General features: G+C 71.8%; 10 protein-coding genes and 1 tRNA gene. 6 read left to right on the forward strand and 5 right to left on the reverse strand.

Annotated features, from left to right (window positions below; translation table 11 throughout):
* Positions 1-2: 2 nt before the first annotated feature.
* Positions 3-1,937, reverse strand: a complete 1,935-nt coding sequence (locus CV755_RS10030) for a sialidase family protein (protein ID WP_109279824.1) — start codon at positions 1,935-1,937, stop codon at positions 3-5.
* A gap of 158 nt (positions 1,938-2,095) precedes the next feature.
* Entirely contained in the window at positions 2,096-3,028 is a 933-nt protein-coding gene (locus CV755_RS10035; RefSeq protein WP_109279825.1) for a quinone oxidoreductase family protein, read from the reverse strand.
* A gap of 373 nt (positions 3,029-3,401) precedes the next feature.
* Between CV755_RS10035 and CV755_RS10040 the strand changes: the two genes are divergently transcribed.
* Positions 3,402-3,836 (forward strand): MarR family winged helix-turn-helix transcriptional regulator, encoded by a 435-nt coding sequence (locus CV755_RS10040; protein WP_109279915.1) that lies wholly within the window; start codon positions 3,402-3,404, stop codon positions 3,834-3,836.
* Between the two features lie 336 nt (positions 3,837-4,172).
* Positions 4,173-6,536, forward strand: a complete 2,364-nt coding sequence (locus tag CV755_RS10045; RefSeq protein WP_241561094.1) for a GTPase-associated protein 1-related protein — start codon at positions 4,173-4,175, stop codon at positions 6,534-6,536.
* Between the two features lie 44 nt (positions 6,537-6,580).
* On the opposite strand, the gene fdhD is transcribed toward CV755_RS10045, so the two are convergent.
* Positions 6,581-7,414 (reverse strand): formate dehydrogenase accessory sulfurtransferase FdhD, encoded by an 834-nt coding sequence (gene fdhD / locus CV755_RS10050; protein WP_109279827.1) that lies wholly within the window; start codon positions 7,412-7,414, stop codon positions 6,581-6,583.
* Positions 7,415-7,687: 273 nt separating this feature from the next.
* Between fdhD and CV755_RS10055 the strand changes: the two genes are divergently transcribed.
* The 4 genes from CV755_RS10055 (at position 7,688) to CV755_RS10070 (ending at position 11,732) form a co-directional block, all read left to right on the forward strand.
* A complete protein-coding gene (locus CV755_RS10055) occupies positions 7,688-9,238 on the forward strand; it encodes an aldehyde dehydrogenase family protein (protein WP_109279828.1) in 1,551 nt (516 codons plus the stop codon).
* 170 nt (positions 9,239-9,408) lie between these two features.
* A tRNA-Leu gene (locus CV755_RS10060) sits at positions 9,409-9,493 on the forward strand.
* 251 nt (positions 9,494-9,744) lie between these two features.
* Entirely contained in the window at positions 9,745-11,175 is a 1,431-nt protein-coding gene (gene uriT, locus CV755_RS10065; RefSeq protein ID WP_109279829.1) for a uridine transporter UriT, read from the forward strand.
* Positions 11,176-11,405: 230 nt separating this feature from the next.
* Complete coding sequence (locus CV755_RS10070) at positions 11,406-11,732, forward strand: putative quinol monooxygenase (RefSeq protein ID WP_109279830.1); 327 nt, start codon at positions 11,406-11,408, stop codon at positions 11,730-11,732.
* 387 nt (positions 11,733-12,119) lie between these two features.
* On the opposite strand, the gene CV755_RS10075 is transcribed toward CV755_RS10070, so the two are convergent.
* On the reverse strand, positions 12,120-12,350 hold the full coding sequence (locus CV755_RS10075; RefSeq protein WP_109279831.1) for a hypothetical protein: 231 nt from the start codon (positions 12,348-12,350) through the stop codon (positions 12,120-12,122).
* The gene (locus CV755_RS10080; RefSeq protein ID WP_241561095.1) at positions 12,347-13,978 is read right to left on the reverse strand and encodes an FAD-dependent monooxygenase; all 1,632 of its coding nucleotides are present in this window, start codon (positions 13,976-13,978) and stop codon (positions 12,347-12,349) included. The genes CV755_RS10075 and CV755_RS10080 overlap by 4 nt, the downstream gene beginning before the upstream one ends.
* Between the last annotated feature and the right edge of the window lie 267 nt (positions 13,979-14,245).

The following is a 14,245-nucleotide window of genomic DNA, read 5'->3' on the forward strand; positions in this document are numbered from 1 at the left end:
GTTCAATGACGCGGCGGGTCGATCCGGTCCAGGGGGAGCCAGAGCACTGCGTCCCGGCGGGCCGGCGGCTCGCCGGTGGTCCGTACCGCCGCCAACTCGCCCTCGCTCAGCGCCCTTCGGTACACCCGGACGTCCTCCAGATCCCCGGCCAGGAACGAACGGCCATCCGGCTTCTGGCCCAGATGCACCCCAAAGGTGGAGCCACGGCTCACCGAACCCGGCACATCACGGACCGCGGTGGAGACCCCGTCCAGAGTGAGCACCAGCCGCCCGCCCCCACGGCGCAGGGCGAGGTGGTGCCAGCGCCCGTCGTTGGCAGCGCCCGTGGTGGGTACGGAGGCCACGGTCGCGGTACGGACCGGGGCCGGGCCGGTGACCGCGCTCAGCAGCCCGCTGACCCGCCCCACCGCGGGCTCAGCCCGCAGCACCACTTGCGGCGCACCGCCCACCCCGCCCATCCACAGCAGCGGCTGCTCGCCCCGCAGCGCTCGATAGCGGAACCACAGTGAGGCGGTGAACTCCCCATCGCCCAGCGGCAGTGACGGCCGGAACGGCAGGCGCACCGCCCCGCTCACCCCGTCGAAGCGCAGGGCCGGGCCAAAGCGCCCCGCCACCCGGCGGACGCCACCGATCACATACGCCCCCGGAGCGCCCGGTGCCCGGTCCGGGGTGGTCGGGTCGGGGCGGTGCCGGGGACCCAGCCATGACTCGGTGAAGCGGGCGAAACGGATCTCCTGGCGGGCATCCGCCTTCCCGGCCTCATAGAGCAGCCCCACCGTGCCGGGGGCGACCACCGACATATCGGAGTAGCCGGACCAGTCGGCGGTGATCCGTCTGCCGTGCTCGGCGGCTTCCCAGCTTTGTCCCTGGTCGTAGGAGGAGCGGATGGTCATGGTGCGCCGGCGGTCGGGGTCGGCGGGCAGGGACAGCAGCCAACGGCCCGGCCGCAGGGGGAGAACCGACCCCTGCACCATGGGGGCGTAGAGATCCGGCAGGGCGCGGAAGGGCGCCGCGAACCGCTCGCCGCCGTCCAGGGCGGTGGCCTGGTCACGGTTGCCCAGGTCGGTGCCGCCCTGTTCACGGCCGTTGACATAGACCGTGCCCGTTTCCCGTTCCGCCAGGGTGAGTTCGGAGGGCTTCTGGCGGTAGGTGTCGTCCCGGGCCACCGGATAGCTGTCCACCGCGCCCAGCCGCCAGTGCGCTCCGCCGTCGTCACTGAGGGCCAGCGCGGCATGGTTGGCGGAGGTGTGCCTGCCGTCATGGCTCTCGGCGTTGACCCCGATCACCAGCCTGCCGCGGTGCTTCCCCCGGGCGAGCTGGATGCCGTGCCCGGGGCCGGTGGCATACCAGGAGTTCCAGGCGGACGGCCGGAGTTGGGAGGTCACCTCGCGGGGGCGGGACCAGCTGAGGCCGTCGTCCTGGCTGAACTGGATATGCGGGGTGCGGTCGCAGGGCACCGGGCAGCTCTGGTCGTCTTCCCGGCCCTGGTTGTAGGTGCTGGCCAGGATGATCCGGCCGGTGTGGCGGTCCACCACGGGCGCCGGATTGCCATGGGTGTCGCCATGCCCGGCGTTGACCACGCGTGGTGGGCTCCAGGTGCGGCCGCCGTCGGTGGAGCGTTTGACGACCAGGTCGATGTCGGTGGCATCACCGCAGTTGTCCTTTCTGCCTTCGGCGAAGGCGAGCAGGGTGCCTTTGGTGGTGGTGACGATGGCCGGGATGCGGTAGCAGGCATAGCGGGAGCCCGGTTCGCTTCCGGCCTTGAACAGCACCTGCTGTTCGAACTCCGGGCGGGAGGAGGGTGGTTGGTGGGTGCCGTCGGCGGCGGTGGCGTTCACCGGCTGGAGGGCCAGGGCGAGCAACAAGCCCGCCAGGGCGGTGGCGATAGGGGAGCCGGGCACACCATGGCGGTGGCCGGAACGAGGGGGCGGCGCCATGGCCCGTCCTTTGCGCGTCCAGTCACCTGGGTGATACGTGGTGACACGGGAGTGGAGTCGGGCACCGTGCGTTGCCATGCCCGGTGGGCCAACGTACGGGGCGCCCTCTCCGCTCACAAGGACCACAAGGCCAAAGCACTCCAAGGGGGTTAGGCGCATCACACGGGGCGCAGCACCACCTTGCCCCGGTTGGCGCGCGACTCGATGATCCGGTGCGCCGTTGCGGCCTCCTCCAGCGGCAACTCGGCATGAACGGATGGCCGGAGACGCCCGTCGGCGAAGAGCTCCCACAGCTGCTGCCGCCACTGCTCCAGCAGCGCGGGCCGATTGCGCGCTATCAGGGCGATCTGGAAGCCGATGGCTGATTTGGCGCCCACCAGCAGGTCGTATGCCTGGATGGTGCCGCCGCCGGAGCTGAAGAAGACCAGTCTTCCGCCGGGGGCGAGAGCGGCCAGGGCGGGGGAGAGGAGGTCGCCGCCGACGGCGTCCAGCACAATATCGACCGGCTCGCCCCAGGAAGGCTCCTGGTAGGTGACCACTTCATCCGCGCCCATGGCCTTGACGAACCCGGCCTTCTCGGGATGACCCACGGCCGCCACCACCCGGCCGGCGCCGGAGATCTTGGCGAGCTGTACGGCGAGATGGCCTACGCCGCTGGCCGCGCCCGTCACCAGCACCGACTCGCCCTCCATGGGTCTGGCCGCCTGGTAGGCGCCGAGGGCGATCAGACCGGAGCGCACCAGCGCCACGGCATCGACGGCACTGGCCGCATCGGGGATGGGAGTGGTCATGGCGGTGTGCAGCAGGGAGTAGTCCGCATAGCCGTCGCCGAAGCACAGGCCGGTGACCCGGTCGCCGAGCCGGAAGCCGGCGGTCTCGGGGCCGATGGCGACGACTTCTCCGGCCACCTCGCCGCCGAGGCTCGCGGGCAGCTCAAGGCCACCCTCGCGCACCTTGCGCACCACGGGCAGGGTGACGCCGATCGCCTCATTGCGGATCAGCAGTTCGCCCGGACCGGGCCGGGGGGTGTCGGTCTCTTCGACCTTGAGGACCTCGGGGCCGCCGTTCTGGTGATAGCGGACGCGACGCATGGCATACCTCCTTGGCTTCACGCCGGCGCCTGCCGCCGGAGTGCATGGGAGCTCCCGATCGTTGGGGCCGTTCCCTGGAGTCCGCCCCTTGGAGCCGGCTCTTCATTGGGAGTCCCAACGGTTAAGACGATACCCGACTCCGTTGGGAAGTCCAATGGTTTTCCGTAGGGGCTCCCAATGAATTTCCGGCTAGGCTTTGGCCATGACAGAAGCGGCGAAGGCGACCAAGAAGACGACTGGGACAGCGGGGACTTCGAAGACGGCCAAGACGGCCAAGACGGCCAAGGCGGCCACGACGGCCAAGGCGGCAAAGACTGCCAATGCGGCCAAGGCGGTCAAGTCGTCGTCCGAGGAGGCCGGGCAAGCGGCCGCCCTGTCCCGTATCCAGGCCCTCCCCAGCTGGCTGCTCAACCGGGCCTCGGCGCGCGGGCGGCGCCTGGTGGCCGAGGCCCTGGCGCAGGACGGCATGCGGATGCCTCACCATGCGGTGCTCTGCGCGGTCGCGGACCTGGGCCCGGTCGCCCAGGCCGAGCTGGGCCGTACCACCGGGTTCGACCCCAAGGACATGGTGGGCATCCTCAATGACCTCCAGGCGCAGCGGTTGATCACCCGCGAGCCGGACCCGGCCGACCGCCGCAAGAACGCCATCACCCTCACCGAGGAAGGCCGCCGCCGGCTGGCCCGGCTCACCAGGCTCGGTGACGAGGCCAATGAGGCCCTGCTGTCCGGGCTCACTCCGGTGGAGCGCGAGCTCTTCCTGGAACTGCTGGCCCGGATCGCCGAGGAGGCCGAGGGCGAGGGGAGTTGACGGGCGGTTGGCAGGCGGTTGACGGCGGGAGTTGACCTTTGCCGAAACCCCGGCGGCGCGTCGGCGGATCTGGTGATATGGCGTTTTGTGCGTCGGTGGCGTCGGTGAGCGCGGGGTGGGGGCACGGTTGTCTCTGGGGGTGCGGTGGATCGGTGGTGGCCTTGGGGAGTTGTGCTGGGCGCTGACGGGAGAGCTGCCCGTACCGCCGGTGCGCGACTCGGGTGAACTCGCCGCGCACGAGGGGTGGTTGGCAGGGTTCCGGGAAGATGTCGTCCTTCCGGAGCCTCGCCCGGCGCCTCCTCCCGTGTCCGTAGGCAAGCCGTGGAAGGGGAATGCGTGAACCTCCGGCAACTGCACTACACCTTCGCCCCGTCCGGCTCCCAATCCGGGCCGGATCGTTCCGCGTTACGTCCTGTGGCCGTCAGCCCCGGGGTCTGCCCGGCGGTGGAGGAGGAGGCGGGAAGGCTGCTCGCCTATGAGCCACCGCCAAACGCGCCTGGGTGGTCAAGTCCGGAGGAAGTCGCCCGATTTCCGGTCGCGTTCAGTCATCATCGGCTGTCCGACGGGAGCCGGCTGCTGTGCCGTACGGTCTGCACTGCCGGCGGCGGTGGTCATGCCCCTCGCCAGGTATACGCGCACGCCCTGCATCTTCCTCAGGACGGTCCATTGCCCGGCGGGCTGCTGCCCATCGAGGCCTGGGAGTCGCCCTCCTGGGCCGAGCGGTTGCCCAATGGCCAAGCCCCCGCGCCACTGGCCGAGCTGGTCCCGGCCCGGTGCATCGACAAGGCGGGTCTGGTGGACTTCGTGGGGAAGCGTGCGGAGCGCCTGGAGGGGTTCCTGGCGGACGTACGTACCCTCTTCCGCAGCCCGGACGCGCCCCAGTTGCTGGTCATCGAGGAGGACAGCGGGCAGGTCGCGCACTGGATCGCGGTGGCCAGTGCCGTGCTGCCGCGCGAGTTGGCCCACCGGCTGACCTTCACCACCTACACCGGCCGCCCGATGCTGGCCCGGCAGCAGATCGTGGGCACCGTCCCCACCGCGGACTTCACCTATGCCCGGGTCGCCGCCGAGCGCCGCTATCGCGTCCATGACTGCACCGGCGGGCCGTGCAGCCCCGCCCGCGGGGACGGCGACCCCTGGGCGGCGGTGGCCGCCCGGGTGCTGCTGGCCGGGCGGCCGGCTCTGTTCACCGAGGCGGCCCGGCTGCGCGCCGCCGACGACCGGGAGGCCCGGCATGACGCCGGACGGCTGGCCGCCCTGGCGCTGCGGGACGGTGTTGCGCTGGATGCCAACGGACGTACGGCTGCCGCTCGTTGGCTGGCGGAACACCCCGGGGACGGCTCGCTGCTGCGCCGGGTGGTCACCGCGCTGGCGGCCGCCGACACCGCCCGTACCGCGCAGGAGTGGGCCGCGCTGGGCCGGCTGTCCGGTCATTTCGCCCGGCTGCGGGCCCGGCCGGCGGGCATCCGGCTGGCCCGGGACCTGCGCGAGGAACTGTCCCGTACCGAGGCCGGCACACCGGTGAACCGGCTGGCCGGGCTGCTCCGGCTGGCCGGGGCGCTGGGGATGGACGAGCGGTTCGCCCCGCCTGCCCTCTGCGCCCGGCTGACCGCGGCCGCGCTGGGTGAACCGGCGGCCGACCGTGCCGCCGTCTGGACCATGACCGAGGCCCATCCGGGGCTGCGCGCCGCACTGTTGACGGCTCTGGAACACCGGGCGGCCAAGGGCGAGGTGGCGGCGGTGGCCGCCGCGGTCCCGGAGTCCGTGCCCATGGCCGGCGGGAGCGGTCACCCGCATCTGCGGCTGGCCGTTGCCCTGGCCGCCGCCCGGCGGGAGCGCGGCCCGGCCGACCGGGCCGTTCTCTTCAACACCCTGATGGTGAAGGCGGATTCGGCGCACCAACATGATCCGGATGTGCTGCGTGCGGCGTTCCACCTGGTGTGGGGTGACGCTCCGATCACGGCGGGAGAGGCGGGCCGGTTGCTGGACCGCTGGTCGGACGAGGGCCGGCTGACCGCCCTGCGGGCGGCGGGCCTTGACGAGACGTTCCTCCGCGCGGCGCTGGACAGCGCTCCCGACGACCGTGACGCCCCTCGACTGGCCGGCGCCCTGTTACGGCACGGCATGGCGCGGACCAGTACCAGGCAAGGGGCCGCGCTGCGGCTGCTGGAAGAGGCCGGGCGGCTGGAAACCGACCTGGCGGCACCGGGGTTCACCGGCCGGATGACCGTTCTGACCGCCCGGGCCCGCCCGTTGGAGCCGGGCATCGCCCGGCGGTCGGCCACCGCACTCGCCGACCGGCTGCTGCTGGGCGCGGACGGCCTGGACGAACTGCCGGCGCTGGTGCGCTCCGGCGATCCCGGCCTGCTGGCGGGCTATGCACGGCGGGCGCGCTCGCAGACCGTGGCACACCGGCTGCGCCGCGAACCGGCCCTGGCCGCCCGTTGTTTCATCGCCTGGCAGAGCCTGCCGGGCGCCGGTCCGCTCTGGGACGACACCCGTGAGCAACTGCTGGCCACGGTGCTGCGCCCGGCGGTGCGGCGGATGCGGCGGGAGAGCCTGGCCGAGCTGGAGCGCTGTCTGGGTCTGCGGGGCGGATCATGGCCGGTGCGATACCGGGACTGGAACAGGCTTGGCGTCGTGGACCGTTGGCGGGGATGGTGGGGTGCGGTGGGGGTCTTGGCGCGGCGGAGGTGCTGAGGGCTCCGGCGCTTAGGGGGTGGCAGCGGCTTCGTCGGTCCCCCTCACCCCAGAACCACCCGCTCCTCCCCCGCATACACATTCATCGACGCCCCCCGCAGAAACCCCACCAGCGTCAGCCCCGTCTCGGCCGCCAGATCAACGGCGAGCGAGGAGGGGGCCGAGACCGCTGCCAGGACCGGGATGCCCGCCATCACCGCCTTCTGCGCCAGTTCGAAGGAGGCACGGCCCGAGACCAGCAGCACCGTGCCGGACAGCGGCAGCGAACCGGACTGCAGGGCGCGGCCGATGAGCTTGTCCACCGCGTTGTGCCGGCCAACGTCCTCGCGTATGTCCAGGAGTTGGCCGTCCCGGGTGAACAGTGCGGCCGCGTGGAGTCCGCCGGTGCGGTCGAACACCCGCTGGGCGGCGCGGAGCCGGTCGGGCAGGGCGGCCAGCAGGGAGGGGGCCAGCCGCATGGGCTCCGGCCCGTCCGTCAGCGGCCAGCGGGCGGTGGTGCGTACCGCGTCCAGACTGGCCTTGCCGCACAGGCCGCAGGAGGAGGTGGTGTAGACATTGCGTTCCAGGCTGATGTCGGGCACCGGCACGCCGGGGGCGAGGCGGACGTCCACCACGTTGTAGGTGTTGGAGCCGTCCTCCGTGGCGCCCGCGCAGTAGACGATATTGGCCAGTTCGTCGTCCCGGCCCAGTACGCCCTCGCTCACCAGGAAGCCGGCCGCGAGGGCGAAGTCGTCGCCCGGGGTGCGCATGGTGATGGCCAGCGGCTTGCCGTTCAGCCGGATCTCCAGCGGCTCCTCGGCCACCAGGGTGTCCGGGCGGGCGCTCACCTCCCCGTTCCGGACGCGGATGACGCGGCGTCGTGCGGTGACCCGTCCCATTGCTGATCAGCCCCGGTTGCTGGTTGTGATGATGGACGGCCATTCTCCCGGGCGTTCTCTCCCGGCGTTCTCCCGGGCCTGGTACGGGCCCTGCCGCCGCCCACGCCCGGTAGCCGGTACGGGCCCTGCCGCCGCCCCTGGCCGGGCCGCCGCCCCGCGTGACATCGGCCTCATCCGGGGCAGGCGGTCTTCCGGCGCGCCGCCCGGTGGCTACCGTTCGGTATGTACGTGCTGTTGCCCCGCCCCGATGTGCACCGAGAGCGGAGAGACACCATGGCACCCACCCTCACCACCCTGGTCCTGCGCCCCGGCGCCGAGTGGTCCACCGCCTGGCAGCGCTGCCTGGAGGCCGCCCCGGAGGCCTTCCGGGAAGACCGGGTGCTCAACCTCTGGGGCGGCGCCTGGCGGGCGGACGGCCGTCCGCTGCCCGCCGTCACCCCCGTCGATGGCACCCCGATCCCCGGGCCGCCCCGGCTGGACCGGGGCACCGCCCGGCAGGCGGTACGGGCCGCCCTGGACCGGCATCGTGCCTGGCGGGAGGTGCCGCCGGCGGACCGCAGGGCCCGGGTGGGCGCCGCGCTGGACGGGCTGGACGAACACCGCGAGCTGCTGGCGCTGCTGCTGGTCTGGGAGATAGGCAAGCCCTGGAAGGCGGCCCGGGCCGATGTGGACCGGGCCATCGAGGGGGTGCGCTGGTATGTGGCCGGCATCGAGGGGATGCTGGCCGGGCGCGCCCCGCTGGCCGGACCGGTCTCCAACATCGCCAGCTGGAACTACCCGATGAGCGTGCTGGCGCACGCCATGCTGGTGCAGATGCTGGCCGGCAATGCGGTGATCGCCAAGACCCCGACCGATGGCGGGCTGGCCTGTCTGACCCTGGCTGCCGCCCTGATGGCCCGGGAGGGCCTGCCGGTCACCCTGGTCAGCGGCAGCGGCGGGGAGCTGTCCGAGGCGCTGGTACGGGCGCCGGAGATCGGCTGTGTCTCCTTCGTCGGCGGCCGGGACACCGGCGCCCGGGTCGCCACCGCCGTCGCCGACCTGGGCAAACGGCACATCCTCGAACAGGAGGGGCTCAACACCTGGGGCATCTGGAACTTCACCGAGTGGGAGTCGCTGGGCCCCCGGCTGCGCAAGACCTTCGAGTACGCCAAGCAGCGGTGCACCGCCTATCCGCGCTTTGTGGTGCAGCGGGCCGCCTTCGCGGACTTCCTGGCGCACTATCTGCCCGCCGTGCGCTCGGTGCGGTTCGGCCACCCGCTGGCCGTGGAGTGGCCCGCCGACGACCTGCCCGAGCTGGACTTCGGGCCGCTGATCAACGCGGCCAAGGCCAAGGAGCTCACCGACCAGGTGGCGGAGGCCATCGACCGGGGCGCCATCCCGCTGCACCAGGGGGCGCCGGACCAGGGCCGCTTCCTGCCCGGCCAGGACACCAGCGCCTATATGGCACCGGTGACCCTGCTCAACCCGCCCTCCAGCTCGCCGCTGCACCACGCCGAGCCCTTCGGCCCGGTGGACACCATCGTGCTGGTGGACACCGAGGCGGAGCTGCTGGCCGCGATGAACGCCAGCAATGGGGCCCTGGTGGCCACCCTCTCCTGTGACGATCCGGCCACCTTCCAGCGGCTGGCGCCGCAGATCCGCGCCTTCAAGGTCGGCCATGGCACACCGCGCTCCCGGGGCGACCGCGAGGAGCTCTTCGGCGGCTTCGGCGCCTCCTGGCGCGGCGCCTTTGTGGGCGGTGAGCTGCTGGTACGGGCGGTGACCCAGGGCCCGGCGGGCGAACGGCTGCCGGGGAACTTCCCCGACTACCACCTGATGCCGTGACGTTCTGACCCCATGACCCCCTGATGCCGTGACGTCCTGACCGCGCTGCCCCCTCAGGCCGCCCCCGCCGGTCCCGGGCCAGGGACGAAATCCCTGGTGAAAGGCGCTCCGAAACCTTGGTAGAGTTATCCCTGTCGCCGCGGGGAACACCCCGCCGAGACAGACACCTGGTCCGGGTGGCGGAATGGCAGACGCGCTAGCTTGAGGTGCTAGTGCCCTTTATCGGGCGTGGGGGTTCAAGTCCCCCCTCGGACACCGGAGAGGACCCCAGCTGAGCTGGGGTCCTTTTGTTTTTGGGGGCCGGTGTGACCAGCGCGCCGATGTGACCAAGCGCTCAGCCGTCATGGGACCACTGGCCCTAGGGGTATGTCCAGAGAACGGTACCTTTGTTCGAGGGCTGATGGTGTGCCCGGATTTATCCGGTCCGTTCCGGCCCTCACAGGTCCGTCCCTCCGGGGCGACCCGCAACCCTCTGTTCAGCTGCGCAAGGGCTTCTGTTGAACCAAATGATCATTGACCGCGCCACCGGTGCGCCCGGGGCCGGCCGCACCACCCGCATCGGTGTCCTGGTCACCGCACTGCTCACGGCCTGTATCGCCTTCCAGCTCAACGCCAGCATGCTCAGCCCGGCGCTGAAGAGCATCCAGGACCAGCTGGGGGCCAGCACGGCCGAGGTGGGGCTCACCCAGACCGCGTTCTTCACCTCCGCCGCGCTGTTCTCGCTGTTCCTGCCGCGGCTCGGTGATGTCATCGGGCGCCGCAAGGTGCTGGTGGGAATGCTGGCCATGATGGCCGTCGGCTGTGTGGTGGCGGCGCTGGCCACCAGTGTGCCGATGCTGTTCGTCGGCCGGGTGCTGCAGGGCGCCTCCGGGCCGACCGTTCCGCTCTGTCTGATCATGCTGCGGGTCGAGGTCACCGAGCCCAAGCGGTACGGCACCCTGCTGGGCGCGATCACCGCGGTCAATGGCGGTGTGGCCGGTGTGGACTCGCTGGCCGGCGGTTTCCTCGCCGACAAGCACGGCTTCCAGGCCGTGTTCTGGGCCATGGCAGTGGTGGCGGCCCTCGCCACCGTGATGGCCGGCACCATGACCCCGGAGAGCAAGGTCGAGGGGGCCGGGCGGATGGACTGGCCCGGTGTGGTCCTGCTGGTGGTCTCGGTCGGTTCGCTGCTGACCGCGCTGAACGAGGCCGGGAAGCTGGCCGCCGCCGACTGGGGCCTGGTCGCCGGGCTCACCGTGGTCGCCGCCGTGGCCTTCGCCCTGTTCTGGCGGACCGAGGGCCGCAGCGGCCATCCGCTGGTCGCCACCCATCACCTCAAGCAGCGCTCCACCTGGTCCATCCTGCTGACCACGGTGCTCACCATGACCGGTGTGTTCGCGGTGATGAACGGCCTGATCCCGGCCTTCGCCCAGGACGCCACGGTGGGTCTGGGCATGGGCGCCGAGCAGTCCGCCTGGTGGACGCTCACCCCCTATGCCCTGGCCGGACTGGCCATGGGCCCGGTGGCCGGCCGCCTGGCCGCGACCTTCGGGTACGGCCGGGTGCTGCGACTGGGCCTGATCGGCTCCGTGGGTTCGGTACTGCTGATGATCGTCACGCTGCCCGCGCACTCGGAACTGCTGCTGCTGGCGGGCTCCATCCTGGTGGGCATCACCTACGCGGGCGTGGCCAACATCGTGCTCAACGGTCTGGGCGTGGTGCTTTCGCCCGACGACAACCCGGGCTTCCTGCCCGGCCTGAACGCCGGTGCGTTCAACCTGGGCGCGGGCCTGAGCTTTGCGCTGCTCTACGCGGTCAACACCGCGGTGGCGCCCGCCGGTTCGAGCTCCTCGGCCGGGTACACCGCCAGCATGATCGCGGGTGTGGTCATCCTGGCGCTGGCCATCGCCACCTCCTTCCTGATCCCCAAGCCGGTGTCGGCGGAGGCGCAGGACTGAGGCGGGCTGCTGCCTGGACGATATAAGGGAACCCCGGCCCGGTGGGCCGGGGTTCCTTGCCGTAGGGGCGCCGTTCTTTCCGGCACTCCCGGAATCCTGGCCGCCGCGTTCGCGGCGCCGCCCGGCAGGGGCAAGGATGGGAGACGGCTCGACCGGCGAGCCGCGGTCCGTATCCATCGTGGGTACCGGTCGTCCGTATCCATCGTCCGTATCCATCAGGAGCAGCACTCATGATCTTCATCGCCGTGCGGTTCACCATCCGCCCCGAGTACAGCGAGGAGTGGCTCAACCGCGTCCAGGACTTCACCCGGGCCACCCGCAACGAGCCGGGCAATCTCTTCTTCGACTGGTCCCGCAGCGTGGACAACCCCCACCAGTTCGTCCTGCTGGAGGCGTTCGAGTCGGCCGAGGCCGGTGCGGAGCATGTGAACTCCGAGCACTTCAAGACCGCCATGGCCTGGATGCCGGAGCTGATCGCCACCACCCCGGAGATCATCAACGTCGAGCTGGAGCAGCGGGGTTGGTCGGCGATGGCGGAGCTCTCGCCGCGCGGCTGAGAGTTGAGGAGCACCTCCCGCTGCCCGCACAATCGGGGCAGCGACGGCTCAGCCGCCGCACCGGGGGAGGCGCCCATTTCTGGCCCAGGGGCTGCCGCTGGCCCGGGCGGAGTTGCATCTGCGGGGCCGGCTGGTCGCCCGGCACCGGATGGGGATGGCGGACACCGCCTTTCCCGGGCTGCTGCCCATTGAACAGGACGCCAGTGAGCGGCTGTTGCGGAACCGGCTGCGCCAACTCGGGCCGGACGTACGGTGGTCCACCAAAGGTGACCGGGGTACGGGCGGAGGGCGGCGGAGCCCTGGTGCGGCTGCGCGGGGTGAATGCCCTGGCCGCCGGCGCACGCACCACGGTATGCCGGGGCGGGTCCATAAAGACCATCCAGCTGCTCACCGTCCGCCGCAGCCGGGGGCATTGGCGGGGGATGGGGGCGGGCAGCGCGCCCGGCCGAAGGCGCGGTCGGTGAGCACCCGGGCCACATCCCGGTGCCGGAACAGAAACCAGGCGCCCTCGGCCCGGTGCACCGGGTCCGCCGCCCGGTAGCGCCGGTGGACCGGGTAGGGGTCGGCGGGCGGAATCTCCGAGGCCCGGAGCGGACCGGGAAGACCGGGTGAGTTCACCGGGCACCCCTTACGGTGTCGGCCAGCAGGGCGGGATCCGGCGGCAGCCGGCGGCCGCGCCAGGCCACATGCCCGTCCGGCCGTACCAGGACAAAGGGCCGGCCATAGAGCCCGGCCACCGTCCGGTCATGGCATCTTGCCGTCAGCAGCGGCACCCGGCGGTCCGCGAAGGCCGACTCAAAGCCCCCCAGCCGCTCGGAGTCGGCGAAGCACAACAGCCGGAACGCCGGGCCGAACAGATCCAGTACCGAGGTGCCGCCGCTCAGCCAGGCGTGCGGGGCCCGCCCGCCCGGCAGCGCCGCGGTGCGCCAGTCGCCATCGCTGTCCTGGGCATCCCCGATGATCACCGGCGAGGTGTAGCGGAAGCCGAAGTGCACATCGGGCGCCTCGAACTCCCGGCACACGCCACTGGCTTGGAGTCGCTGAGCCAGCCGTGCCCTGGCCCTGGCCCCCTCCGGGGTGTTCAGCACGATCTCCGGGGGCAGTTCGCGGCGCAGGGTGCGGCGCAGATGGGTGTTGGCCTCCAGCAGGCTGAGTTCGGCGACCGGGCGGCGCTCGGTGTCATAGGAGTCCAGCAGCGCCGGGCCCGCCCAGCCCGCGAGCTGGGCGGCGAGCTTCCAGCCCAGGTCGGCGGCGTCACAGATGCCGGTGTTCATGCCGAAGCCCCCGGAGGGGGAGAGGGCGTGTGCCGCGTCGCCCGCCAGCAGCACCCGGTCGTCGCGGAAGCGCTCGGCCACCCGGTGGGTGAGGTGCCAGTGGTGCTCGGTGAGGAACTCCAGCGGAGTGTCCAGGGCAACCGCGCGCCGGATCAGGGAGGCCGCTGCCTCGTCGGGAGTGGTCTCCGCCGACACCGTGAGCCGGTACAGTTCCCGCCCGTCCATGGCTCGCAAGAGAGAGCGCAGATCCGGTGGTTGGGCCAGGAAGTACACCAGCGCGCCCCGCTCGCCCATCCGCTCGCGCAGCAGCGGCGCCCGGAAGAGGATATTGCGGAACACCCGGGTGGGATGGAAGGCCGGTGCCGCTATGTCACAGCTCTTCCGTACGGCGGAGGAGGCGCCGTCGCAGCCCACCAGATAGCGGGAGCGGAACTTCAGCTGGGAGCCGTCGGTGAGGTCGGTGGCCGAGGCGGTGACCGCGTCCGGGTGCTGGATAACGGAATCCAGCCGGCAGCGCGGGCGCAGCGGCCCCTCCGGGTGCACCCCTACGGCGTGAGTGAGCAGCGGGGACAACCAGTGCTGGGGACAGACCTGTTCCGGCTCGGGGGTGTAGGGCAGCGGCGGGCGGGTGTCACAGCTGCCGAAGCGCAGCCGGTGGATCTCATGGCCGCCCAGCGCGGTGGTCCACACCACATCCAGCGGATGGTCGCCGGGCCAGCCGGCGGTGCGGATGGCATGCGCCAGGCCCCAGCGGCGGAAGAACTCCATGGAACGGGGGCCCACCGTACCGACCTTGGGGTGGGTGACCTGCCCGTCCGTCTCCTCCAGCACGATGCAGGGCACCCGGCGCCAGACGAGGTCCAGCGCCAGCGCCAGCCCCACCGGTCCGGCACCCACGATCAGTACATCCGTCTCGGCCTCGGTCGTGGAGGCCGTGGAGGCCCTGGAAGCCATGGAGCCCGTGGAGCTCATGGGGGTCCTTCCGTCCGCTGCGGTCCGTTCCGATGGCAGAAATGGAAGAAATCGGCATGGAAGGCGAGTATCTCCGCGGCCTGGCCGGGCTCCAGGGCAGCAACCGGCCGTGCAGGCCGGGCACCCGCGGCAGCCCCCGCCGGATGGCCGCGTAGAGTTCGCCGATCGACCCCCAGCCGGTGCCCGGTCCATGGCTCGCGCCGGGCGGGGCGGGCTGTTCCGTCGATGTCGGGGATGTGGAAGGGCTCCGCCATTCCCTTGAAAGAG

The sequence above is a fragment of the Streptomyces orinoci genome, assembly GCF_003121295.1.
Lineage (GTDB): Bacteria > Actinomycetota > Actinomycetes > Streptomycetales > Streptomycetaceae > Streptomyces > Streptomyces orinoci.

Bases quoted from the DNA above. Each gene is read 5' to 3' on its own strand.
- CV755_RS10030 (WP_109279824.1), bottom strand. From the start codon at position 1,937: ATGGCGCCGCCCCCTCGTTCCGGCCACCGCCATGGTGTGCCCGGCTCC.
- CV755_RS10035 (WP_109279825.1), bottom strand. From the start codon at position 3,028: ATGCGTCGCGTCCGCTATCACCAGAACGGCGGCCCCGAGGTCCTCAAG.
- fdhD (WP_109279827.1), bottom strand. From the start codon at position 7,414: ATGGGACGGGTCACCGCACGACGCCGCGTCATCCGCGTCCGGAACGGG.
- CV755_RS10055 (WP_109279828.1), top strand. From the start codon at position 7,688: ATGGCACCCACCCTCACCACCCTGGTCCTGCGCCCCGGCGCCGAGTGG.
- uriT (WP_109279829.1), top strand. From the start codon at position 9,745: ATGATCATTGACCGCGCCACCGGTGCGCCCGGGGCCGGCCGCACCACC.
- CV755_RS10070 (WP_109279830.1), top strand. From the start codon at position 11,406: ATGATCTTCATCGCCGTGCGGTTCACCATCCGCCCCGAGTACAGCGAG.
- CV755_RS10080 (WP_241561095.1), bottom strand. From the start codon at position 13,978: ATGAGCTCCACGGGCTCCATGGCTTCCAGGGCCTCCACGGCCTCCACG.